This window comes from Georgenia sp. Z1344 (assembly GCF_057652375.1).
Genome location: NZ_CM172728.1, coordinates 1,162,429 through 1,184,717, shown reverse-complemented (window position 1 = coordinate 1,184,717; position 22,289 = coordinate 1,162,429). Strand labels below are relative to the sequence as shown.

The following is a 22,289-nucleotide window of genomic DNA, read 5'->3' as shown; positions in this document are numbered from 1 at the left end:
GTCACGACGCTCCTTGGGGGACAGGGGTCCTGCGGGTGCGCTCACGCTAGGACTGCCCCGGGCGCCGGACAACGGTGTTCGGGCGCCCGCGGGCCGATCCGGGAGGCGGTCGAGTACCGGGCACGTGCGTCCGGGTGGTCGCCGGGTGGTGGGTGCGCGCGGAGCACGTGGCCGGGTGCACGGGCCGCGCGCCGGGCGCCCGGATCAGCGCCCGCGGGCCCGGCTCAGTGCCAGCCGTCGAGCCAGATGTAGCAGGCGACCGTCGCGACGACGAAGAAGCCGAACATGACGACGGTCAGCCAGGCGTTGACCTCGGGGACCTCGTCGGGGTCCTCCTCGGTCGCGTCCTCGGGAGCCTCGGTGGCGTCGTCGAGGTCGGAACTCTGGTCGAGGAGCTCGTCCGCGGTCGGGTCGTCGACCGCGCCTCCGTGCCCGACCTCCTCGCGGGTGCGGCGCGGGTCCTGACCGGCGCTCATGCGGCACCCGCCAGGTGCGAGACGTCGGCGACGAGGCCGACCGCGAGGACGACGAACACGACGGCGATGAAGCCCGTGTACATCCAGCGGCCCTTGTGGTCGGTGGCCCAGAACCGCCGGAGCGCCGAGATGCCGCTGACGACCGCCACCGCGCACAGGGCGATGCCGACCGGCGCGGCGAGGACGCCGGCGATGCTGAGCAGCGGGACGAGCACCGGGATGAGGACGTAGGTGACGAGGCAGCGCACCGCCGAGACGACGAGCGAGAGCCGCAGCCGCCGGTGCGCCCCCGCGTCGAGACTGCGGTTGGTGCGCCGGACCCGCAGCAGGCGGCGCATGAAGCGGTCCGCCGCGGTCTCGCGGGAGTCGGTGGGGAAGGCGGGCGAGCGGGTCCCGGGCGCGACCGTGCGCGCGTCGTGCTCGGTGCGGGTGCTCACGGGTGCCTCTCCTGCCTCGGTGCTCGTCCGTCAGGGTACCGCCGCCGGGTCGCACCGGCGGGCGAGTCCCGCGCGGAGGTGCTCGACCGCGGCGTGGACGCGGGCCGGGGCGCGCCCGCCGCCGTCGTGCAGGGCGACCACGTGGGCGTCCGGGGTGGGGACGTCGGCGAGGACCTGGACGAGCGCCCCGCTGCGCACGTGCCGGCCGACGTCCCACGTCGACCGCATCGCGAGCCCTGCTCCGTCGAGGCACCACTGCGTGACGGCGGTCCCGTCCGTGCAGGTGAGGTGGCCGTCCACGGGCACGGCGACCGGCGCGCCGCCGACCTCCAGCTCCCACGTGGAGGACCCCTCGTCCTCGAGGACCACCAGGCACTCGTGGTGCGCGAGGTCCTCGACGGTCCTCGGTGTGCCGTGCCGCTCGAGGTAGGCGGGGGAGGCGACGACGATGCGCCGGTTGGGCAGCAGCAGGTGGAGCTCGAGCGTGGAGTCGGGGACGCGGCCCACGCGCACCGCCAGGTCGAAGCCCGGCAGCGAGGCGCCCAGCGGCAGGCTCGAGAGCTCGAGGCGGACGTCGAGGCCGGGGTGCTCGGCCTGCAGCTCGCGCAGGAGCGGGGCGACGTGGCTGCGGCCGAGCCCCACCGTGCTGACGACGCGGAGCGGCCCCGCGATCCGGTCCGGGCCCGGGCGCAGCGAGTCCTCGAGGTCGCGGACCTCCTGGAGGAGCTCGGCGGCGCGCTCGGCGTACCGGCGGCCCTCGGGGGTGAGCTCGAGCCCCCGCGCGCGGCGGTGGGCGAGCGTGGTGCCGAGGCGCTGCTCGAGCGCGCGCAGCCTGCGGCTGACGGCGGAGATCGACATCCCCCAGTGCCGGGCGGCCCCGGTGAGGGTCCCGGCCGCGGCGACGACCTGGACGAGCTCGAGGTCGTCGATCTCCGAGGGCATGCGTCGCTCCCTTGCTCGGGGCGCAAGCCGCATGTGTCGCGAGCGCCCTCCCGTGCCGCGGGCGGCAAGTCTAGCCTCGGTGTGGGACCACCTGTCGGGGGAGAGGGACACCTCGACGGCCCGACGACGAAGGAGCGTGCACGTGTTCCCCGACTTCCAGCCTCTCGACGTCGAGCTCGACGGTGTCCGGGTCCGCGGCCGTCTCGGGCCGAGCACCGGCCGGCCACCCCTGCTCCTGCTCCACGGCCACCCGGAGACGCACGTCATGTGGCACCGCGTGGCGCCGCAGCTGGCCCGGCAGTTCGACGTCGTGCTCCCCGACCTGCGGGGTTACGGCCGCTCCGGCCGGCCCGCCCCGGGACCCGACCACGCCGCCTACAGCAAGCGCACGATGGCGCGCGACGCCGTGGAGCTCATGGCGGCTCTCGGGCACGAGCGGTTCGCGGTGGTCGGCCACGACCGCGGGGCCCGGGTGGCGGCGCGTCTCGCCGGGGACCATCCGGACCGGGTGAGCGCCGCGATGCTCCTCGACGTCGCCCCGACGCTCGACATGTACGAGGCGACCGACCGCGCGTTCGCGAGCGCCTACTGGCACTGGTTCTTCCTCATCCAGCCCGCGCCGATGCCCGAGGCGCTCGCCGGGGCGAACCCGCGCGGCTACGTCGAGGGCGTGATGGGTGCGCGGCACGCGGGGCTCGCCCCGTTCCCTCCCGAGGTGCTGGACGAGTACGTGGCCGGGTTCGACGGCGCCGAGCGCGCGGCCGGCGCGGCCCACGACTACCGCGCCGCGAACGGCATCGACCTCGAGCACGACCGGGCCGACCGGGCGGCCGGCCGGCGGATCGAGGTGCCGCTGCGGGTGCTCTGGGCGCGGCACGGCGTCATCGAGCGGCTGTTCGACCCGCTGGCCCTGTGGGGACGGATCGCCGACGAGGTGTCCGGGCACGCCGTCGACTGCGGCCACTACCTCCCGGAGGAGGCGCCGGACGAGATCGTGCGCGAGATCCGGGAGTTCCTCGGGGCCTGAGTGGGGCGGCGCCGGGAGCGCCCGCGGCATCGCGGCGCCGCGATGCCGCGGGCGCCCGGGACGAACGGGCCGCCCGGGCGCCGCCCTCGTCAGCCCTGCGCGACGCGAGCGGCGATCGCGGAGCCGAGCTCCGCCGTCGTGGCCGTCCCGCCGAGGTCCGGGGTGAGCGTGCTCGCCTCGGCGATGACGCTCTCGAACGCGTCGACGACCGCCGCGCCCGCCTCGGTCTCGCCGAGGTGGTCGAGCATCATCGCGGCGCACCAGATCTGGCCGATCGGGTTGGCGATGCCCTTGCCCGCGATGTCCGGGGCCGACCCGTGGACCGGCTCGAAGAGCGAGGGGAAGGTGCGCTCGGGGTTGATGTTGGCGCTGGGCGCGATGCCGATCGTCCCGGTGGTGGCGGGCCCGAGGTCGGAGAGGATGTCGCCGAACAGGTTCGACGCGACGATGACGTCGAACCAGTCCGGGTGGAGGACCGCCTGGGCGGTGAGGATGTCGATGTGGAACTTGTCGACGTCGACGTCCGGGTAGGCGGCCGACATCTCGACGACCCGCTCGTCCCAGTAGGGCATGGTGATCGAGATGCCGTTCGACTTGGTGGCCGACGTGAGGTGCTTCTTCCGCTGCTGTGCGAGCTCGAACGCGTAGCGCAGGATCCGGTCGATGCCGGTGCGGGTCATCACGGTCTCCTGGACCACCGTCTCGCGGTCCGTGCCCTCGAACATCTTCCCGCCGATCGAGGAGTACTCGCCCTCGGTGTTCTCCCGGACCACGAGATAGTCGACGTCGCCGGGGGCGCGGCCCGCGAGCGGCGAGGGGATGCCCTTGAGGAGCTTGACGGGGCGCAGCGACACGTACAGGTCGAAGTGCCGGCGGAACTGCAGCAGCGAGCCCCACAGCGAGACGTGGTCCGGCACGACCTCGGGCCAGCCGACGGCGCCGAAGAAGATCGCGTCGAAACCCTTGAGCGTGGCGAACCAGTCGTCCGGGAGCATCTGGCCGTGCTCCTGGTAGTACGCGGCGCTGGCGAAGTCGAAGTGCTCGAGCTCGAGCGAGAGGCCGAAGCGCTCCGCGGCCGCCTCGAGGACCTTGACGCCCTCGGGGACGACCTCGGTGCCGATGCCGTCGCCGGCGATGACGGCGATCCGGTAGGTGCTCATGCTCTCCTCCACGGGGCAGCTCCGGCGGGGCCGGGTGCCACGACGCCGTGGGGGTCCACGCTAGGGGCGGCGCGTCGCCCGCGCGCGGGCGGGCCGGGCAAGAGTCGTTTGCGTGGGGCGCAACGCTGGGCGCCGGGGGAACTGAGCGGCGGCGGTCCGGGCAAGCGTCGGGATGTCCCCGCGGGCGGCGCCAGGCGTCCGTGCGTGCGTCGAGGGTGGGGGTCTCCCCCCGCACGGGCGTCAGCGGCCCGAGGGCGGGTCCGGCTCGAACTGGGCGGTGAGCGACCGCAGCTGGTCGGCCAGCTCGGCCGCCTCGTCCGGCGAGATCCCGGCGAGCAGCTCCCGCTCGGCGGCGAGGAGGGCGGTCATCGTGCGGTCGACGCGCTCGAGCCCCTCGTCGGTCAGCCGGACGCGCACCACCCGCTTGTCCGCCGCGTCCTGGGTGCGCTCGACGAGCCCGGCGGCCACCATCTTGTCGATCCGGTGGGTCATCGTCCCCGAGGACACGAGCGTCTCGGCCACGAGCCGGGTCGGGGTGAGCTGGTACGGGGCACCGGCACGGCGCAGGGCGGAGAGCACGTCGAACTGCCAGATCTCGAGGGCGGGGCCGGCGAGCGCGCGTCGCCGGGCGAGGTCGAGGTGCCGGGCGAGGCGGGTGACGCGGGAGAAGACCTCGAGCGGCGCGACGTCGAGGTCGGGGCGCTCGCGACGCCAGGCCGCGACGATGCGGTCGACCTCGTCCGTGCCTCGTTCCGCCATGGATCGAGATTACTCGACGTCGAGACACCTCCGGCGAATGAGCGGACGGTCCGCACGGACGACGACGAACCGCAGGCTCGATGGACCGTCACCCTGGACCGCACTCTCGACCAGATGGGGGCGCGCACCCGTTCATCGAGAGTGCGGTTGGGGCCCCAACCGCAATCTCGACGACGACGAACCGCAATCTCGACGAACGGGGTGGGGACGCGCACGACGACGGCGGGGGACAGGCGCTCCCGCGCCCGCCGCCCCGCCGTCGTCGTCGTGAGGGGTGTCAGCCCTTGAGGGCCTCGCTCAGCTTGAGACGCCCACCGGTGTGCAGGATGCCGCGACGGTAGACGCGGCCGGCGATCCAGATGAGGAACGGGATCGTCGCCGCGGCGATCGCCACGGCGATCAGCGCCTCGACCGTGCTGGCGCCGAAGCCCTGGCGCATCGGCATGATGAACGGCGAGAGGAACGGGATGTAGCCGAGGATCTGCGTGAGCAGCGAGTCCGGCTGGTTCGGGACCAGGTACATGGCCACGTAGAACGGGACGAACTGGGCGAACATCAGCGGGGTCGTCACGGAGCCGATCTCCTCCTGGCGCGAGACCAGCGCGGCGAAGCCGCCGAAGACCACGGTCCAGATGCCGAACCCGACGAGGAACCACACGAACGCCCACACCGTCACGGTGCCGATCGGGATGCTCAGCGACGGCAGGAGCCCGGCGATCGCCAGGGCGCCGATCATGCCGCCCACGATCACCACCATGTAGACGAGCGTGTACAGGCCGATGCCGAGCACCTTGCCGGTGAGCAGCTGGGTGGGCTTGATCGTCGCCAGGAGGACCTCCACCACGCGGGAGGTCTTCTCCTCGACGACGCCGGTCGCCACCGTGGCGCCCGCCGTGAGGATGGCGAAGAGCATGAGGGAGATCGTCGCGATCCCTGCGGCGTAGGCCTGCCCGTCGAAGTCGGGACTGTTGAAGCCGGTGGCCGCGCCCTCGAGGATCTCCACCTGCGGGGTGCTCGAGGCGATCGCACCTTGCACCTCGGCGGGGTCCCCGCCGAGCTCGGTGATCTGGGTGCTCAGCGCCTCGGTCTGCGCCGCGCCGGCGATGGTCCCGAGGAGCTGCTGGTCGGGATCGGTGCGGGCGTGGACGGTCAGCGCGTCGCCGTCGCGCGAGACGACGATCTCGGCAGGGTCCTCGTCCCGCTCGAGCTCCTCGGCGAAGGTGCCGTCGGCGGTCTCCTGGATGTCGAGGGGCACGTCCTGCGTGCTCGACGTCGTCTGCAGGTAGGGCACCAGCGACGCGGCGGACTCCTCGACGGCCACGACCGTGCCCGTGTCCTCGCCCTGGCTCGAGTCCCAGATCTTGTAGCCGACGCCCGCGGCGAGGATGACGACGAGCATGACGATCATCGAGATGATCGACGACTTGGCGAGCAGCCGCGTGCGGAGCTCCCGCTTGATGACCAGACCGACCGCGCTCATCGACGCGCCTCCTTCGTCTTCTTCCTGCCCGAGCCTGCGTCCTCGTGCCCGTCGCGCCCGGCGCTGCCGTCCTTCTCCGCGGCGGAGCTGTCGGAGACGACGTCGCGGAAGAGGTCGGCGAGCGCGGGGCGCACCGGACCGAACTCGACCACGGGGCCGTGGCGCAGCGCCTCGGTGATCAGTGCCTGCTCGGCGCCGGCCGATCCCTCGGGGAGCATGACCTGCGCGGCGGACTTGCCGGCCCCCACCTCGATGTTCTCGGCGACGGCGCCGGGGACCGAGCCGGCGATCGGGGCGAGGTCCAGACCCTCGGCGTCGACGACGACCCGCCAGACCGGCTGGCCCACCGTGCGGAGCTCGTCGATCGTGCCGAGCGCGACCATCTTGCCCGCGGCGATGATCCCGACCCGGTGGCACAGGCGCTCGACGAGGTCGAGCTGGTGCGAGGAGAAGATGACGGGGACGCCCGCGGCGGCGCGCTCCTTGAGGACGTCGCTCATCACGTCGACCGCGACGGGGTCGAGGCCGGAGAACGGCTCGTCGAGGACCAGCACCTCGGGCTCGTGGACCAGGGCGGCGGCGAGCTGCACGCGCTGCTGGTTGCCCAGGGAGAGCTTCTCGACGTCGTCGCCCCGCCGGTGGGCCACGCCGAGGCGCTCGGTCCACCTCTCCATCGCGGAGGTCGCCTCCTGCTTCGACATGCCGTGCAGCCGGGCGAGGAAGACGAGCTGCTCGCCGACCTTCATCTTCGGGTAGAGGCCGCGCTCCTCCGGCATGTAACCGACACGACGCCGGGCGTCGAGGTCGAGGACGCTGCCGTCGTGCCGGACCTCGCCGGAGTCCGCGGCGAGGACGCCGAGGATGATCCGCATGGCGGTGGTCTTGCCCGCGCCGTTCGACCCGACGAAGCCGAAGATCTCTCCGGCCCGCACGGTGAACGACAGGTCGGTCAGCGCCCGGACGTTGCCGTACGCCTTGCTGAGCCCGTTGAGCTCGAGATCACCCACGTGTCCCCCTTCGTCCGCTCTGGCCGACGTCGAGGGGTGCCTCTCCCTGCCGGCTGTGTGCGGGGCCAACCGTACGGGCTGTGACGTGAGCGACCGCCTGACGTCCGTCATGAATCGTCCGTGAGGCTCGTCCGCGCTCGCGGGGGTCCGTGGCCACGCCGGTGACCGGCGGTCAGTCACCGGCGGTGTCAGTCGCCGGTGGCGTGGATCCGGGGCTCCCGGCGCAGCCCCTCGAGACCGTGCCAGGCGAGGTTGACCACGTGCGCGGCGACGTCCTGCTTGCCCGGCGTGCGGTTGTCGAGCCACCACTGACCGGTCAGGGCGATGAGCCCGACGAGCATCTGCGCGTACAGCGGCGCCGCTTTCGTGTCGAAGCCCCGCGCCTTGAACTGGGCGGCGAGCAGATGCTCGACGTGCGTGGCGACGTCCCCGATGAGGGAGGAGAACGTGCCGGTGGCCTGGGCGACGGGGGAGTCGCGGACGAGGATGCGGAACCCGTCGGTGTGCTCCTCGATGTAGTCGAGCAGCGCGAGGGTGGTGCGCTCGACGATCGTGCGGGGGTGCCCGCCGACACGGATCGAGCCGATGAGCACGCCCTCGAGCAGCTGGACCTCCCGGTCGACGACGACCGCGTAGATGCCCTCCTTGCCTCCGAAGTGCTCGTAGACGACCGGGCGCGAGACCTTCGCGCGCTGCGCGATCTCCTCGACCGACGTGCTGTCGAACCCCTTCTCGGCGAACAGGGTGCGGGCCACGGCGACGAGCTGCTCGCGCCGCTGCCCGGCCGTCATCCGGGTGCGCTGCCGTCTCGTCTCGCTCGCCACGCCCGCCATTGTGCCTGGCGCCCGGTCCGCGGGACGGTCAGGCTTTGGCAGGATGGGTCAGCGCCTCGACCGCCCGCGTCGGCGGCCGGCGGCGGTCCGCCCTGGTGTAACGGCAGCACGCAGGCCTTTGGTGCCTTGAGGTCCGGGTTCGAGTCCTGGGGGCGGAGCCCCGGCGGTACAGTGGCCGGGTCGCGCGCCCAGGCCGCGCCGACGCCCAGGAGAGTCGCACCCGAGGAGAACCCGCGTGACCCAGACCCGTCCGGCTGCTGTCGTCGTGCTCGCCGCCGGGGCGGGGACCAGGATGCGCTCGGCCACCCCGAAGGTGCTCCACGCCGTCGGCGGTCGCACGCTGCTGGGCCACGCGCTCACGGCCGCCCGCCAGGTCGACCCGGAGCGTCTCGCCGTCGTCGTGCGCCACGAGCGTGAGCGCGTCGCCGCCTTCGTCACCGAGTCCGACCCCGCCGCGCTGCTCGTCGACCAGGACGAGATCCCCGGCACCGGCCGCGCCGTCCAGTGCGCGCTGGACGCCCTCGATGCCGCCGCGGCCGCCGACGGCTCGCTCCTCGTCATGGCGGGGGACACCCCCCTGCTCGACGGCGACACGCTCGCCGCCCTCCTCGAGGCCCACGCGGGCTCGGGCAACGCGGTCACGGTGCTCACCGCCGAGGTCCCCGACCCGTTCGGCTACGGCCGGATCCTGCGCGACGGCGAGCAGGTGGTCGGCGTCGTCGAGGAACGGGACGCGACCGATGCGCAGCGGGCGATCACCGAGATCAACACCTCGACCTACGTCTTCGAGGCGGCCGTCCTGCGGGAGGCGCTCGCCGGCCTCGGCTCGGACAACGACCAGGGCGAGGTCTACCTCACCGACGTCGTCGCCGCCGCCCACGGCAAGGGCCTGCCGGTGCGGGCCCTCAAGGTCGACGACCCGTCGACGGTCGAGGGCATCAACGACCGCGTCCAGCTCGCCGCGACCGCCGCCCGCCTCAACGACCGGCTCCTCGCGCGGTGGATGCGTGCCGGCGTGACGATCGTCGACCCGGGCACCACGTGGATCGACGTCGACGTCGAGCTCGCCCGTGACGTGACGATCCTGCCCGGCACCCAGCTCCACGGCACGACGGTCGTGGCCGAGGGCGCGACCGTCGGTCCGGAGACCACGCTCACCGACTGCGAGGTCGGTCCGGGCGCGAAGGTCGTCCGCACGCACGCCGAGCTCGCCGTGGTCCGCGCCGGCGCGAGCGTCGGCCCGTTCGCCTACCTGCGCCCCGGCACCGTGGTCGGCGACGAGGCCAAGGTCGGCACGTTCGTCGAGCTGAAGAACTCCACGCTCGGGCGCGGCGCCAAGGTCCCGCACCTCAGCTACGTGGGCGACGCCGACATCGGCGAGGGCACGAACATCGGCGCCGCGTCGGTGTTCGTCAACTACGACGGCGTCCACAAGCACCGGTCGACGATCGGCGCACACGCCCGGACCGGGGCGGACAACATGTTCGTCGCGCCCGTGCAGGTCGGCGACGGCGCGTACACCGGCGCCGGCACGATCGTCCGCCACGACGTCCCGGCGGGCGCGCTGGCGCTCAACGACTTCGGCCAGAAGGTGGTCGAGGGCTGGGTCGAGAGGAAGCGGCCGGGCACGGCGGCCGCGGAGGCGGCGTCGGCCGCGAACGGCTCGGGGGCAGGTGCCGGCGGCAGCTCGTCGTCGTCGGCCTCCGACCCGGAGCCGGCCGCGGAGGAGGACCCGACCACGGACGTGGGCCGGGACAGCGACGGCGCCGCGGCGCCCGGTGAAGGGAGCACCCGATGACCGGCATCCACGCCAGCGGCGAGAAGCGACTCGTGTTCGTCGGGGGCCGCGCGCACCCGGAGCTCGCCGACCACGTCGCCCGCGAGCTCGGGATCGACCCGCTGCCGACGACCGCGTACGACTTCGCCAACGGCGAGATCTACGTCCGGTTCGACGAGTCGGTGCGCGGCACGGACGCGTTCGTCCTGCAGTCCCACACCACGCCGATCAACCAGTGGCTCATGGAGCAGCTGATCATGGTCGACACGCTCAAGCGCGCCTCGGCCAAGCGCATCACGGTGGTCGCGCCGTTCTACCCCTACGCGCGCCAGGACAAGAAGCACCGGGGCCGCGAGCCGATCTCCGCGCGCCTCGTGGCGGACCTGTTCAAGACCGCCGGCGCCGACCGCCTGATGAGCGTCGACCTGCACGCCTCGCAGACGCAGGGCTTCTTCGACGGCCCGGTCGACCACCTGTTCGCCATGCCGATCCTCGTGGACTACGTCCGCGGGCGCGTGGACCTCGAGAACGTCGCCGTGGTCTCGCCCGACGCCGGGCGCATCCGCGTGGCCGAGCAGTGGGCCGCGAAGTTCGGCGGCGTCCCGCTGGCGTTCGTCCACAAGACCCGCGACATCACCCGGCCCAACCAGGCCGTGGCCAACCGCGTGGTCGGTGACATCGAGGGCCGCACCTGCGTGCTCGTCGACGACCTCATCGACACCGGGGGCACTATCGCCGAGGCCGTCAAGGTCCTCAAGGCGCAGGGGGCCAAGGACGTCATCGTCGCGGCGACCCACGGCGTGCTCTCCGACCCGGCCACGCAGCGGCTGTCCGACTGCGGCGCCCGCGAGATCGTCGTCACCGACACCCTGCCGATCACCAAGCACTTCCCGCAGCTGACGGTCCTGCCGATCGCCCCGCTGCTCGCGCGCGCGATCCGCGAGGTCTTCGACGACGGGTCGGTCACCTCCCTGTTCGAGGGCCGCTCCTAGGGACTGTCCGGGCCGGGTACCGATCAGCCCGCCGGCAGCTCCTCGGCCAGCCACGCGGTCGTCCCCGCCCACGCCGCCGCCGACGCCTCCGCGTGGTGGAACCCGGGCAGCGGGTTGTCGAACGCGTGCCCGGCGCCGGGGTGCCGCACGAGCCGGACGCCGTCGCGCGCCACGGCCTCCTCGATCCGGTCCACCTGGTCCGCGGGGATGAACGCGTCGTCCGTGCCCCAGTGGTGCAGGGACGGAGCGGTGACGCCGGGAGCCCGGTCGAGCAGGGTCGGCAGCGCCGAGCCGTAGTACGCGACGAGGGCGGCCACACCCTCGCCCTCCCTCGATGCCGCGTCGAACGCGACCCCGCCGCCCCAGCAGAACCCGAGGAGCCCCGCCGGACCGCCGACCTCCGAGCGCAGGTGGGCGAGCGCGGCCCGGGTGTCCGCCACCGCCCCCTCCCAGTCGGTGGCGCCGGCGATCCCCATCGCGCGCCCGAGCGCCGCCTCGTCCCCGCCCTCGACCACCTCGTCGCCGGTGCGCCAGAACAGGTGGGGGACGAGCACGGTGTACCCGAGGGCCGCGAGGTCGGCGGCGCGGTCGAGCACGTACCCGGTCACCCCGAAGATCTCCTGCACGACGACGAGGCCCGCACCCGCGCCGCGCGGTCCGGCACCCTCGCCGTCCGCGTTCGTCGTCGTCGGGCGGACGAGGTCCGCGGGCATGGGCCCGGCATCGGTGGTCACGGTCACGCGTTCGCTCGCCATGGACGTCAGTGTGCCGCAGGCCGCAGGATCGGGCCCTGTCGCGCAGGGACGGAGCCGCTAGACTCTCCGGGTTGCCTCGGCGAGGGACGACGGACGGGCAGGTGCCCGCATCCGGGCCACAGGTCCGGTCGTCCGTGATTCGACGCGGCGGAGCCCAGCGCGTCCGTCCGCCGTCCCGCGCCGAGGCCCGCCGCCCCGATCCGTCACGAACCCAGTGGAGCACCCATGGCTGACAAGACCGTCATCACCGCGAACGTCCGCACCGAGTTCGGCAAGGGCGCTGCCCGCCGCACCCGCCGCGAGGGCCGCATCCCCGTCGTCCTGTACGGCCACGGCACCGACCCGCAGCACCTCTCGCTGCCGGCCCACGAGACCTTCCTCGCGCTGCGCGGCAACGCCAACGCGCTCCTCACGCTCGACATCGAGGGCACGGAGCAGCTCGCGCTGACCAAGGACGTCCAGGTCGACGCCGTCAAGCGCACCATCGAGCACGTCGACCTCCTCCTCGTCCGCAAGGGCGAGAAGGTCGAGGTCGACATCACCGTCCACACCGTCGGCGAGTCCGCCCCCGGCACGATCCACACCGTCGAGAGCCAGACCGTCACGGTCACGGCCGACGCGACCGCGATCCCCGAGTACGTCGAGGTCGACATCGAGGGCCTCGAGGAGGGCTCCGTCGTCCGCGTCGCCGACCTGCCGGCGCTCCCCGGCTCCGAGTACGTCACCGACCCGGAGACCTCGGTCGTCCTCGTCACGGTCCCGCGCATCTCCGAGGAGGACCTCGAGACCCCGGGCGGCGAGGACGAGGAGACCGAGGGCGAGGCCGCCGAGTCCTCGGACGAGTCCTCCTCCGACGACGAGTCCTCCGACGACGACGCCTGATCCTTCCCGCCCCGGCCCACTGCGGGCCGGGGCGGACCGACCCCTGCGGGCGGCCTCGCCGTCGTCGCCCGCGCGCAAGGAGTGAACGCCCGTGGCTGACAGCGACCTGTGGCTCGTCGTCGGGCTCGGCAACCCGGGTCCGCGCTACGCGGGCAACCGGCACAACGTGGGCCAGATGATCGTCGAGCTCCTCGCGCAGCGGGGCGGCGCCGAGCTGACCACCCACAAGTCCCGCGCGAGCGTCGCGGACGTGCGGCTCGGCACCGGTCCGGGCGGAGTCCCCGGCCCTCGGGTGATCCTCGCCCGCCCCGGCTCGTACATGAACCTCTCCGGCCCGCCGGTGGCTGCGCTCGCGCAGTTCTACTCGATCGAGCCGGGCCGGGTCCTCGTGGTGCACGACGAGCTCGACCTCGCCCCGGACACGCTGCGCCTGAAGATCGGCGGCGGCGAGGGCGGCCACAACGGGCTGCGCTCGATCACCCGGTCCCTCGGCACCAAGGACTACGCGCGGCTGCGGGTCGGCATCGGCCGTCCGCCGGGCCGGATGGACCCCGCCGACTACGTCCTGCAGAACTTCTCCGCCGCCGAGCGCACCGAGCTCGGCGTCACGCTCGAGATCGCGGCCGACACGGTGGCCGACGTCGTCACCGAGGGGCTGCAGCGCACCCAGATGCGGCTGCACACGGCCGACTGACCGGCGCCGGCAGGCCGCCGCGTCACGTCCCATCCGTCGCCTGCCCCGGGTACGCCCGTACCGGCGGTCACGGATCGTCCGGCGCGGCCGACCGGCGCGGCCGTCACGGCCCGGTGACCGCTGCCCGCGCCGCCCCGCACCGGTCGTAGACTGCCTCCCGCTCCCCACTTCCTCGACCGGAGGACCCGTTGTCCCTCACCGGACTGCTTCCCCTGCTGCGCGAGGACCCGGCGATCGCCGCGCTCGTCGCGGCCGCCTCGGCCCCCGTCCTCGAGCCGCACCGCGCGACCACCGCCCCCGTCGGCGTCCGCCCCGCGCTCGCCGCGGAGCTGGCCGCGACCGACCGCCCGATCGTCCTCGTCACCGCCACGGGCCGCGACGCCGACGAGCTCGCCACCGGCGTGCGCGAGTTCCTCCCCGCCGACGAGGTCGCGACGTTCCCCGCGTGGGAGACCCTTCCGCACGAGCGCCTCTCGCCGCGCTCGGACACCGTGGCCCACCGCCTGGCCACGCTGCGCCGCCTCGTCCACCCCGGGCCGGAGGCGCGCACCGCGCGCCCGCGCGTCGTCACGGTGCCCGTGCGCGCGCTGCTCCAGCCGATCGTCTCGGGCCTCGCGGACCTCGAGCCCGTCCGCGTCCAGGTCGGCGACACGATCGCCCTCGACGACCTCGTCCGCGCCCTCGAGGCCGCCGCCTACACCCGCACCGACATGGTCGAGCGCCGCGGCGAGTACGCCGTGCGCGGCGGGATCGTCGACGTCTTCCCGCCGACCGACCCGCACCCGCTGCGCCTCGAGCTCTTCGGCGACGACGTCGAGGAGATCCGCCGCTTCTCGGTGGCCGACCAGCGCAGCCTCGAGGTCGCCGAGGAGGGCCTGTGGGCGCCGCCGTGCCGCGAGCTCCTGCTCACCCCGGCCGTGCGCGAGCGCGCGCGGTCCCTCATCCCGACCGTGCCGTCCGCCGCCCCGATGCTCGAGCGGATCTCCGAGGGTGTCGCCGTCGAGGGCATGGAGGCCCTGAGCCCCGTCCTCGCCGACGGCCTCGAGCCCCTCCTCGACCTGCTGCCGGAGCGCTCGCTCGTGGTCCTCGTCGACCCCGAGCGGATCCGCCGCCGGGCCGCCGACCTGGCCGCGACCACCGAGGAGTTCCTCGCCGCCGCGTGGACGTCCGCCGCGTCCGGGGCCGAGGTCCCGCTCGACCTGCGGGCCGCGGCCTTCGCCGACCTCGCCGAGGCCCGCGCGCTCGCCCTGGCCAAGGGGCAGGGCTGGTGGAGCGTCAGCTCCCTGCCGACCGACGAGGGGCTCGAGGACGCGACCGTCGTTCCCGGTTCCGCCGGGTCGGGCGGCGCGCCCGACGGCTCCGGCACCCCGGCCGACGACGCCGCCGATCCCGGCGGGTCCGCCGCCCGCGCCGCGATCGCGGCCGCGTCGGGCCCCGACGACGACCCCCGCACCGTCGCCGCGCGCGAGACCCGCCGGTACCGCGGCGACGTCGACGGCGCGCTCAAGGACCTCGCCGCCCTCGTCCACGACGAGTGGCGCATCCTGCTCACGACCCAAGGAGCCGGGCCCGCCCGCCGCCTGCGGGACTCGCTCGCGGAGGCCGACGTCCCGGCCCGCCTCGTCACCGACCTGCCCGAGGCCCCCGAGCCCGGCCTGGTCACCATCACGCACCCGGGGCTGGACCGGGGGTTCGTCGTCGACGGGCAGCGCCTGGCCGTCCTCACCGAGTCCGACCTCACCGGCCGCCCGGGCAGCTCCACGCGCGAGATGCGCAAGATGCCGGCCCGGCGCCGCACCGCCGTCGACCCGCTGTCCCTGCGGCCGGGCGACCTCGTCGTCCACTCCCAGCACGGGGTGGGCCGGTTCGTCGAGCTCGTGTCCCGCACCGTCGGCAGGGGCGAGACCGCCACCACCCGCGAGTACCTCGTCATCGAGTACGCGCCGTCGAAGCGGGGCCAGCCGGGCGACCGCCTGTTCGCGCCCACGGACTCGCTCGACCAGGTCTCCCGCTACGTCGGGGGAGAGGCGCCCGCGCTCAACAAGATGGGCGGCTCTGACTGGGCGGCGGCCAAGCGGAAGGCGCGCAAGGCGGTCCGCGAGATCGCCGGCGAGCTCGTCCGCCTCTACGCCGCGCGCCAGGCCACGGTCGGCCACACGTTCGGCCCGGACACCCCGTGGCAGCGCGAGCTCGAGGACGCCTTCCCCTACACGGAGACGCCCGACCAGCTGAGCGCGATCGACGAGGTCAAGGCCGACATGGAGAAGGCCATGCCGATGGACCGCCTCATCTCGGGCGACGTCGGCTACGGCAAGACCGAGATCGCCGTGCGGGCCGCGTTCAAGGCCGTCCAGGACGGCAAGCAGGTGGCCGTCCTCGTGCCCACCACGCTGCTCGTCAACCAGCACCTCGACACGTTCGCCGAGCGGTACGCCGGCTTCCCGGTCCGGGTCGCCGCCCTGTCCCGCTTCCAGAGCCCGGCCGAGGCCACGGAGGTCCGCGAGGGGCTGGCCGCCGGGTCGATCGACGTCGTCATCGGCACCCACACCCTGCTCACGGGTCAGGTGCGGTTCAAGGAGCTCGGGCTGGTGGTCATCGACGAGGAGCAGCGCTTCGGCGTCGAGCACAAGGAGACGCTCACCCAGCTGCGGACCAACGTCGACGTCCTCGCGATGTCCGCGACCCCGATACCGCGCACCCTCGAGATGGCGGTGACCGGGATCCGCGAGATGTCCACGCTGGCCACGCCGCCGGAGGAGCGGCACCCGATTCTCACGTACGTCGGTGCGCAGGAGGACAAGCAGGTCGGCGCCGCGATCCGGCGCGAGCTCCTGCGCGAGGGTCAGGTCTTCTACGTCCACAACAAGGTCCGCTCGATCAACGCCACCGCCCAGCACCTCGCCGAGCTCGTCCCCGAGGCGCGCATCGGCGTGGCGCACGGGCAGATGAACGAGCACCAGCTCGAGGCCGTCATCCAGGACTTCTGGGAGCGCTCGATCGACGTGCTCGTGTGCACGACGATCATCGAGACGGGCCTCGACATCGCCAACGCGAACACCCTCATCGTCGAGCGTGCCGACACGTTCGGCCTGTCCCAGCTCCACCAGCTGCGCGGGCGCGTGGGTCGCGGGCGCGAGCGGGCCTACGGTTACTTCCTCTACGACCCGGACAAGCCGCTGACCGAGACCGCGCACGACCGGCTCGCCACCATCGCCTCCCACACCGAGCTCGGCGCCGGCATCCAGGTGGCGATGAAGGACCTCGAGCTCCGCGGAGCCGGCAACCTGCTCGGCTCCGACCAGTCCGGGCACATCGAGGGCGTCGGCTTCGACATGTACGTCCGGATGATCTCCGAGGCCGTGGCCGCCTGGCGCGACGGGAAGGTCGAGCCCGAGCGCGTCGACGTCCGGGTCGAGCTCCCGATCGACGCCCACGTGCCCACCGAGTACGTCGACACCGAGCGCCTCCGCCTCGAGGTCTACGCAAAGATCGCCGCGGCCGACGACGACGAGGCCCTCGACTCCGTGCGCGCCGAGCTCGTCGACCGGTACGGGCCGGTCCCGCCGAGCGTCGAGCGGCTGTTCGCCGTCGCGCGCCTGCGGGCCCACGCCCGGGAGGCCGGCATCCAGGAGATCACCGCGCAGGGCAAGAACGTGCGGTTCTTCCCGGTCGAGCTCGCCGAGTCCCAGTCGCTGCGCCTCACCCGCGTCCACCGCGGGACGATGCTCAAGCCGGCCGTGCGCACCGCGCTCGTGCCGTGGCCGCTCACGCAGAAGGTCGGCGGGCGACCGCTCGCGGACGTCGACCTGCTCGCGTGGGTCGAGGAGGTCGTCGCCCTCATCGGCACGCCGGTCGGGGCGCCGGCCGGTGCATGGGCCGGCGCGGGCGCGGGTGCAGGCTCGGGCGCGGCGGGGGCATGACCGTGCACGACGCCGGACGCACCGCCCTGCGGTCGACCCTCGCCGCGGCCGTGCTCGTGGTGGGGCTGGCCGCCGGGCCGGCGGCCGCTGCCGCCCCGGACGTCACCGACACCTCCACGGCCGCCGCGGCGTCGTCGTCGACGTCCCCGGGCGAGCCCGACAAGCCGGGTGCGGGGGAGAGCGGCTCCGGCGAGGCAGGCTCCGACGGGTCGCGCACCGACGCGTCCGCCGAGGCCGGCAGCGGTGGGCTGCTCGACGGTGCCACCGCGTCCGCGACCGACTCGGGCAGCGGGTTCGAGATCCTCGAGGCCGCGGAGCTGCCCATCGGGATGCAGCCGTGGCTCGTCCGCGTCGCCGCGGCGACCACGCTCGCGCTCGCCGGCATCGGCGTCGTGCTGGCGGCCACCTCCGCACCGCGCAGACCGGGTCGGCGACGCGGTTAGCATGGTGGCGCTCACGGCCGTGCCGCGGGCGAGGACGACAGGAGGAACTGTGGCTCGCACCATCCGATCGGCGATCGTGCCCGCGCTCGCGCTGGGCGCCCTGCTCGCCGGCTGCTCGGCCAACCCCGGCACGGCGGCCGTCATCGACGGCGAGGAGATGTCCGAGCGCGAGGCGCAGTCCGTCGCCGGAGAGCTCGTCGGGGTGTTCGGCCAGGAGCTGACCACCGTCGACGCCGTGATGAACTACGCGTACTCCGACGCCATCACCCGCGTCGCGGGCGAGAACGGACTCACCGTGAGCGACCAGGCCGTGCGCGACCAGCTCGCCACGATGACGGAGCAGAGCGGCTACACGCCCGACGGCGACTACCTCCCGCAGACCCTCGAGATCGTCGAGTCCCTCATGCTGGCCGGCCAGCTCCAGTCGGACCAGGCGCTGTCCACCCAGGTCACGGAGGCGATGAGCGAGGTCGACATCGAGCTCAACCCCCGGTACGGGACCGTCGAGGGCGGCCAGTACGCGCAGCCGGCGCATCCGTGGCTGCAGGCGGCGCCCGCCGGGGAGGGCATGCCGGTCGTTCCCTGACCGGGCCGCTCGTCGGTCGTGAGCCGGCCGGGTCCGTGTGCGGTGCGCCGCGGCGAAGGTGCGATGTTCGTCGTCGTGCATGGGTGGGGGCATCGCCCCGAGCGCTGCACGTACTCCCGGAAGGCCGGACAGCACTGACCCCGGCCGCTCGTGGGGACTAGCGTGGAGCCCGACAACATCCGGGCATCCCCGACACAAGGAGAACCTGTGGCCACCATCCTCGAAGTAGCGGCACGCGAGATCCTCGACTCCCGGGGCAACCCGACCGTCGAGGTCGAGATCGGGCTGGACGACGGCGTCGTCGCCCGCGCGGCCGTCCCCTCCGGCGCGTCGACCGGCGCGTTCGAGGCCGTCGAGCTCCGTGACGCCGGCGACAAGCGCTACGGCGGCAAGGGCGTGCAGCAGGCACGCGACAACGTGCTCGAGATCCTCGCGCCCGAGATCCTCGGCCTCGAGGCGTCCGAGCAGCGCTTCATCGACCAGACGCTCCTCGACCTCGACGGCTCGGCCAACAAGGGCAAGGTCGGCGCCAACGCGATCCTCGGCGTCTCGCTCGCCGTGGCCAAGGCCGCCGCCGAGTCCGCCGGACTGCCGCTGTACCGCTACCTCGGCGGCCCCAACGCGCACCTGCTGCCGGTGCCGATGATGAACATCCTCAACGGCGGCTCGCACGCCGACTCGAACGTGGACATCCAGGAGTTCATGATCGCGCCGATCGGTGCGACGAGCTTCGCCGAGGCGCTGCGTCAGGGCGCCGAGGTCTACCACGCGCTGAAGTCCGTGCTCAAGCAGCGCGGCCTGGCCACCGGCCTGGGCGACGAGGGCGGGTTCGCCCCCAACCTCGGCTCCAACCGCGAGGCGCTCGACCTCATCCTCGAGGCGATCTCGAGCACGGGCCTCTCGGCCGGCACGGACATCGCGCTCGCCCTTGACGTGGCCTCGACGGAGTTCTTCTCCGACGGCGCCTACCAGTTCGAGGGGAAGTCGACCTCGAGCGACGAGATGGTGGCGTACTACCAGCAGCTCGTGGCCGACTACCCGCTGGTCTCCATCGAGGACCCGCTGAGCGAGGACGAGTGGGGCGCGTGGAGCCGGCTCGTCGGCGCCGTGGGGGACAAGGTGCAGATCGTCGGCGACGACCTGTTCGTCACCAACCCCGAGCGGCTCGCCCGCGGCATCGCCGAGAAGGCGGCCAACTCGCTGCTCGTCAAGGTCAACCAGATCGGCTCGCTCACCGAGACCCTCGACGCCGTCGCGCTCGCGCAGCGCTCCGGCTTCACCGCGATGGTCTCGCACCGCTCGGGCGAGACCGAGGACGTGACGATCGCCGACCTGTCGGTGGCCGTGAACTCCGGCCAGATCAAGACCGGCGCCCCGGCGCGCGGCGAGCGCGTGGCGAAGTACAACCAGCTGCTGCGCATCGAGGAGGAGCTGGACGAGGCGGCCGAGTACGCCGGCCGCAGCGCCTTCCCGCGTCACCAGGCCTGACCCTCCCCGTTTCGTCGAGATTGCGGTTAGGAGCCGGACAGTCTCCGGTTGTCAGCTGTCGAGAGTGCGGGTGGGGGGCTGAGCTCCCTCGCCCCCGGTGGTCGAGAGTGCGGGTGGGGCCTGGCTCCACCCGCACTCTCGACGTCTCCGGACCGCACTCTCGACCGAGGCTCGTTCCCCGCCGCACTCTCGGCCGGGACGCCGTTCCCGACCGCAATCTCGGCGGGCACCAACCGCAATCTCGGCGGGCACCAACCGCAATCTCGACGGGCACCAACCGCAGTCTCGGCGGGCACCAACCGCAGTCTCGGTGAGGGTGTGGCGCGACTCGCGCCACGCCGGTCCCCGCCCCTGCCGGACCCGTGAGGGACGATGACGCGGTGAGTCGTCCGCCCGCCGCCCCCCGCAAGCCCGGGGCACCCCGCTCGTCCGCCGCCCGCGGCGCACGGTCGCGCCCCACGGGCCGCACCCGCCCCTCCGCGGACCGGGCGAGCAGGCCGACCACCACCGGCCGTGGCCGGGACGGGGACGCCGGCCGGACGAGGGCCGGCGGCTCGCGCGGTTCCAGCACACCGCCGTCGCCCGGGTCCGGCGGGGGCTCGCGCGGCAACCGTCGCCTCGCGATCGCCACGTCCGACGGCGACCGGCCGATCCTCTCCCTGCGGGCCCTCGCGCTCGTCCTCACGCTCCTCGTGGCCTTCGCGATCATCGCGCCGACGGCCCGCCACGCCCTCCTCCAGGCCGAGCAGCTGCGCACCGCCGAGGACGCGCTCGCGGCCGCGGAGGAGGAGGAGCAGCGCCTCACCGACGAGCTCGCCCTGTGGGACGACCCGGAGTACGTCCAGTCCCAGGCGCGCGAGCGGCTCGGTTACACGATGCCGGGGCAGACGCCGTTCGTCGTCGTCGACCCGGAGGCCGTGACCGGCGGCCGACCGGTCGAGGAGGTCGAGGAGGCCGCCCGCGAGGAGGCGATCGCCGCCTCGCGCCCCTGGTACCTCAACCTCCAGGAGTCGGTCGAGGAGGCGGGCGCGATCCCGGGCGCCGACGCGACCGAGGGCGAGGAGGGGCAGGACGTCCCCGAGCCCGAGCTGCCACCCGAGGTGCCGAGCGACCAGGAGATCCCGTCGGGCGAGACGGTGCCGGACTGATGAGCGAGAGCCCCGTCGCCCAGGCCGACCTCGACGCGCTGCAGGACCAGCTCGGACGCGTCCCGCGCGGCGTGATCGCGATCGCCGCGCGCTGCCGGCACGGCCGCCCCACCGTGGTCCGGACGGCACCCCGCCTCGAGGACGGCACGCCGTTCCCCACGAGCTTCTACCTCACCTGCCCGCCCGCCACGCGCGCCGTCTCCACGCTCGAGGCCGAGCACCTCATGGCGGACATGCAGTCCAGACTCGCCGCCGACGACGACCTGAGGTCCGCCTACGCCGCCGCTCACGAGGACTACCTCGCCCGGCGCGCCGAGCTCGGCGAGGTCGAGGAGATCGCCGGCATCTCGGCGGGTGGCATGCCCGAGCGCGTCAAGTGCCTGCACGCCCTGCTCGCGCACACCCTCGCCGTCGGGCGCGGGATCAACCCGTTCGGCGACGAGACGCTCGACGTCCTGGCCGCGCGCGGGATGTGGAGTCCCGAGACCTGCACCTGCTGAGCGGGTTGTCCCCGGCGCGTGACAGCATGACCCGGTGACTCGAGCGGCAGCCATCGACTGCGGGACCAACTCCATCCGACTCCTCGTCGCCGACGTGCCCGGGGCGGGCGGCGCGGCGCTGGACGATGTCGTGCGCGAGATGCGGGTGGTCCGCCTGGGCCAGGGCGTCGACCGCACCGGCCGCCTCGCGGAGGACGCGCTCGAGCGGACCTTCGCCGCGGCCCGCGAGTACGCGCAGCTGTGCGAGCAGCACGGTGCGGAGCGGATCCGATTCGTTGCCACGTCCGCGACCCGCGACGCCGAGAACCGGCAGGTCTTCGTCGACGGCATCCGCGAGATCCTCGGCGTCGAGCCCGAGGTCGTCACGGGGGAGGCCGAGGCGGCGCTCTCGTTCGCCGGTGCCGCCTCCGTCCTGGCCGAGGGGACGCCGGGGCCGGTGGTCGTCGTCGACATCGGCGGCGGGAGCACCGAGCTCGTCGTCGGGGACCCGCGGTCCGCGACCCCGGACGCGGCCGTCTCGCTCGACGTCGGGTGCGTCCGCCTCACCGAGCGGCACCTCGTCGCCGATCCGCCGAGCGCCGAGCAGGAGGCCGCGGCGCGCGCCGACGTGCGGCGGCTGCTCGAGGACGCCGACCTCCCGCTGGGCGGCGTCCGCACGCTCATCGGCGTGGCCGGGTCCGTCACGACCGTCACCGCGCACGCGCTCGGCCTGCCCGCCTACGACCCGGCCGCCATCAACGGCTCGGTCCTCACCGAGGCGGCCGTCCTCGCCGCCTGCGACGAGCTGCTCGCCGCCTCCCGCGCGCAGCGCGAGGCGATGCCGTTCATGCACCCCGGCCGGATCGACGTCATCGGCGGCGGCGCGCTCGTGTGGAGCGAGGTCGTGCGCCACGTGTCCGAGCGGACGGGCGGGGCGGGGACGGCCGGCGTCGTCACCTCCGAGCACGACATCCTCGACGGCATCGCGCTCTCGCTCGCCTGAC

At 73.9% G+C, this 22,289-nt stretch carries 21 protein-coding genes and 1 tRNA gene; 13 read left to right on the top strand and 9 right to left on the bottom strand.

The window, feature by feature from the left end; all coding sequences use genetic code 11:
• Nucleotides 1-224: 224 nt before the first annotated feature.
• The 3 genes from AC24FB_RS05265 to AC24FB_RS05255 are packed head-to-tail and all read right to left on the bottom strand — an operon-like array spanning nt 225 to nt 1,855.
• Nucleotides 225-476, bottom strand: coding sequence for a hypothetical protein (locus AC24FB_RS05265; protein ID WP_425714747.1), 252 nt, complete (start codon nt 474-476; stop codon nt 225-227).
• Nucleotides 473-913 carry a hypothetical protein gene (locus AC24FB_RS05260; RefSeq protein WP_425714748.1) on the bottom strand — a complete coding sequence of 147 codons (441 nt, stop codon included), beginning with the start codon at nt 911-913 and terminating at the stop codon, nt 473-475. The genes AC24FB_RS05265 and AC24FB_RS05260 overlap by 4 nt, the downstream gene beginning before the upstream one ends.
• A 30-nt stretch (nt 914-943) precedes the next feature.
• The gene (locus AC24FB_RS05255) at nt 944-1,855 is read right to left on the bottom strand and encodes a LysR substrate-binding domain-containing protein (protein WP_425714749.1); all 912 of its coding nucleotides are present in this window, start codon (nt 1,853-1,855) and stop codon (nt 944-946) included.
• Between the two features lie 136 nt (nt 1,856-1,991).
• Between AC24FB_RS05255 and AC24FB_RS05250 the strand changes: the two genes are divergently transcribed.
• Nucleotides 1,992-2,882, top strand: coding sequence for an alpha/beta fold hydrolase (locus tag AC24FB_RS05250; RefSeq protein ID WP_463652681.1), 891 nt, complete (start codon nt 1,992-1,994; stop codon nt 2,880-2,882).
• A gap of 89 nt (nt 2,883-2,971) precedes the next feature.
• Here AC24FB_RS05250 and AC24FB_RS05245 read toward each other — a convergent pair whose 3' ends face one another.
• The 5 genes from AC24FB_RS05245 to AC24FB_RS05225 form a co-directional block, all read right to left on the bottom strand.
• Entirely contained in the window at nt 2,972-4,042 is a 1,071-nt protein-coding gene (locus tag AC24FB_RS05245; RefSeq protein ID WP_425714751.1) for a tartrate dehydrogenase, read from the bottom strand.
• A 240-nt stretch (nt 4,043-4,282) separates the two neighbouring features.
• Nucleotides 4,283-4,801, bottom strand: a complete 519-nt coding sequence (locus tag AC24FB_RS05240) for a MarR family winged helix-turn-helix transcriptional regulator (RefSeq protein WP_425714752.1) — start codon at nt 4,799-4,801, stop codon at nt 4,283-4,285.
• Between the two features lie 277 nt (nt 4,802-5,078).
• Nucleotides 5,079-6,281, bottom strand: a complete 1,203-nt coding sequence (locus AC24FB_RS05235) for an ABC transporter permease (protein ID WP_425714754.1) — start codon at nt 6,279-6,281, stop codon at nt 5,079-5,081.
• Nucleotides 6,278-7,288, bottom strand: coding sequence for an ABC transporter ATP-binding protein (locus AC24FB_RS05230; RefSeq protein ID WP_425709356.1), 1,011 nt, complete (start codon nt 7,286-7,288; stop codon nt 6,278-6,280). Before AC24FB_RS05230 ends, AC24FB_RS05235 begins: the two co-directional genes overlap by 4 nt.
• A 188-nt stretch (nt 7,289-7,476) precedes the next feature.
• Nucleotides 7,477-8,121 carry a TetR/AcrR family transcriptional regulator gene (locus AC24FB_RS05225; protein ID WP_487561143.1) on the bottom strand — a complete coding sequence of 215 codons (645 nt, stop codon included), beginning with the start codon at nt 8,119-8,121 and terminating at the stop codon, nt 7,477-7,479.
• Nucleotides 8,122-8,207: 86 nt separating this feature from the next.
• On the opposite strand from AC24FB_RS05225, the gene AC24FB_RS05220 reads away from it, so the two are divergent.
• The 3 genes from AC24FB_RS05220 to AC24FB_RS05210 all read left to right on the top strand — a co-directional run bounded on the left by AC24FB_RS05220 (nt 8,208) and on the right by AC24FB_RS05210 (nt 10,890).
• Nucleotides 8,208-8,279: transfer RNA gene (locus tag AC24FB_RS05220), tRNA-Gln, on the top strand.
• A 77-nt stretch (nt 8,280-8,356) separates the two neighbouring features.
• A complete protein-coding gene (glmU, locus tag AC24FB_RS05215; RefSeq protein WP_425714755.1) occupies nt 8,357-9,919 on the top strand; it encodes a bifunctional UDP-N-acetylglucosamine diphosphorylase/glucosamine-1-phosphate N-acetyltransferase GlmU in 1,563 nt (520 codons plus the stop codon).
• A complete protein-coding gene (locus AC24FB_RS05210; protein ID WP_425714756.1) occupies nt 9,916-10,890 on the top strand; it encodes a ribose-phosphate diphosphokinase in 975 nt (324 codons plus the stop codon). Before glmU ends, AC24FB_RS05210 begins: the two co-directional genes overlap by 4 nt.
• A 23-nt stretch (nt 10,891-10,913) precedes the next feature.
• Here AC24FB_RS05210 and AC24FB_RS05205 read toward each other — a convergent pair whose 3' ends face one another.
• Nucleotides 10,914-11,645, bottom strand: a complete 732-nt coding sequence (locus tag AC24FB_RS05205) for a dienelactone hydrolase family protein (protein ID WP_425714757.1) — start codon at nt 11,643-11,645, stop codon at nt 10,914-10,916.
• A 225-nt stretch (nt 11,646-11,870) separates the two neighbouring features.
• Here AC24FB_RS05205 and AC24FB_RS05200 point away from each other — a divergent pair, with 225 nt between their 5' ends.
• From AC24FB_RS05200 to AC24FB_RS05160, 9 genes are all read left to right on the top strand, one after another.
• Nucleotides 11,871-12,527 (top strand): 50S ribosomal protein L25/general stress protein Ctc, encoded by a 657-nt coding sequence (locus tag AC24FB_RS05200; protein WP_425714758.1) that lies wholly within the window; start codon nt 11,871-11,873, stop codon nt 12,525-12,527.
• A gap of 91 nt (nt 12,528-12,618) precedes the next feature.
• Nucleotides 12,619-13,221, top strand: a complete 603-nt coding sequence (gene pth / locus AC24FB_RS05195; protein ID WP_425714759.1) for an aminoacyl-tRNA hydrolase — start codon at nt 12,619-12,621, stop codon at nt 13,219-13,221.
• A gap of 188 nt (nt 13,222-13,409) precedes the next feature.
• Complete coding sequence (gene mfd / locus AC24FB_RS05190) at nt 13,410-17,141, top strand: transcription-repair coupling factor (protein ID WP_425714760.1); 3,732 nt, start codon at nt 13,410-13,412, stop codon at nt 17,139-17,141.
• Nucleotides 17,138-17,584, top strand: a complete 447-nt coding sequence (locus tag AC24FB_RS05185; RefSeq protein ID WP_425714761.1) for a hypothetical protein — start codon at nt 17,138-17,140, stop codon at nt 17,582-17,584. Before mfd ends, AC24FB_RS05185 begins: the two co-directional genes overlap by 4 nt.
• Before the next feature lie 49 nt (nt 17,585-17,633).
• Nucleotides 17,634-18,170 (top strand): hypothetical protein, encoded by a 537-nt coding sequence (locus AC24FB_RS05180; protein WP_425714762.1) that lies wholly within the window; start codon nt 17,634-17,636, stop codon nt 18,168-18,170.
• A 207-nt stretch (nt 18,171-18,377) separates the two neighbouring features.
• Nucleotides 18,378-19,658 (top strand): phosphopyruvate hydratase, encoded by a 1,281-nt coding sequence (gene eno, locus AC24FB_RS05175; protein ID WP_425714763.1) that lies wholly within the window; start codon nt 18,378-18,380, stop codon nt 19,656-19,658.
• 380 nt (nt 19,659-20,038) lie between these two features.
• Entirely contained in the window at nt 20,039-20,806 is a 768-nt protein-coding gene (locus AC24FB_RS05170; RefSeq protein ID WP_425714764.1) for an FtsB family cell division protein, read from the top strand.
• On the top strand, nt 20,806-21,306 hold the full coding sequence (locus tag AC24FB_RS05165; protein WP_425714765.1) for a DUF501 domain-containing protein: 501 nt from the start codon (nt 20,806-20,808) through the stop codon (nt 21,304-21,306). Before AC24FB_RS05170 ends, AC24FB_RS05165 begins: the two co-directional genes overlap by 1 nt.
• 34 nt (nt 21,307-21,340) lie before the next feature.
• Nucleotides 21,341-22,288 carry a Ppx/GppA phosphatase family protein gene (locus AC24FB_RS05160; protein ID WP_425714766.1) on the top strand — a complete coding sequence of 316 codons (948 nt, stop codon included), beginning with the start codon at nt 21,341-21,343 and terminating at the stop codon, nt 22,286-22,288.
• The last annotated feature ends 1 nt before the right edge of the window (nt 22,289 follow it).

Excerpts from the sequence above, each read along its gene's own strand:
- AC24FB_RS05200 (WP_425714758.1), top strand. The coding sequence starts at position 11,871 with ATGGCTGACAAGACCGTCATCACCGCGAACGTCCGCACCGAGTTCGGC.
- AC24FB_RS05245 (WP_425714751.1), bottom strand. The coding sequence starts at position 4,042 with ATGAGCACCTACCGGATCGCCGTCATCGCCGGCGACGGCATCGGCACC.
- AC24FB_RS05210 (WP_425714756.1), top strand. The coding sequence starts at position 9,916 with ATGACCGGCATCCACGCCAGCGGCGAGAAGCGACTCGTGTTCGTCGGG.
- AC24FB_RS05255 (WP_425714749.1), bottom strand. The coding sequence starts at position 1,855 with ATGCCCTCGGAGATCGACGACCTCGAGCTCGTCCAGGTCGTCGCCGCG.
- AC24FB_RS05205 (WP_425714757.1), bottom strand. The coding sequence starts at position 11,645 with ATGGCGAGCGAACGCGTGACCGTGACCACCGATGCCGGGCCCATGCCC.
- AC24FB_RS05265 (WP_425714747.1), bottom strand. The coding sequence starts at position 476 with ATGAGCGCCGGTCAGGACCCGCGCCGCACCCGCGAGGAGGTCGGGCAC.
- AC24FB_RS05235 (WP_425714754.1), bottom strand. The coding sequence starts at position 6,281 with ATGAGCGCGGTCGGTCTGGTCATCAAGCGGGAGCTCCGCACGCGGCTG.
- AC24FB_RS05165 (WP_425714765.1), top strand. The coding sequence starts at position 20,806 with ATGAGCGAGAGCCCCGTCGCCCAGGCCGACCTCGACGCGCTGCAGGAC.
- AC24FB_RS05225 (WP_487561143.1), bottom strand. The coding sequence starts at position 8,121 with ATGGCGGGCGTGGCGAGCGAGACGAGACGGCAGCGCACCCGGATGACG.
- AC24FB_RS05240 (WP_425714752.1), bottom strand. The coding sequence starts at position 4,801 with ATGGCGGAACGAGGCACGGACGAGGTCGACCGCATCGTCGCGGCCTGG.
- AC24FB_RS05185 (WP_425714761.1), top strand. The coding sequence starts at position 17,138 with ATGACCGTGCACGACGCCGGACGCACCGCCCTGCGGTCGACCCTCGCC.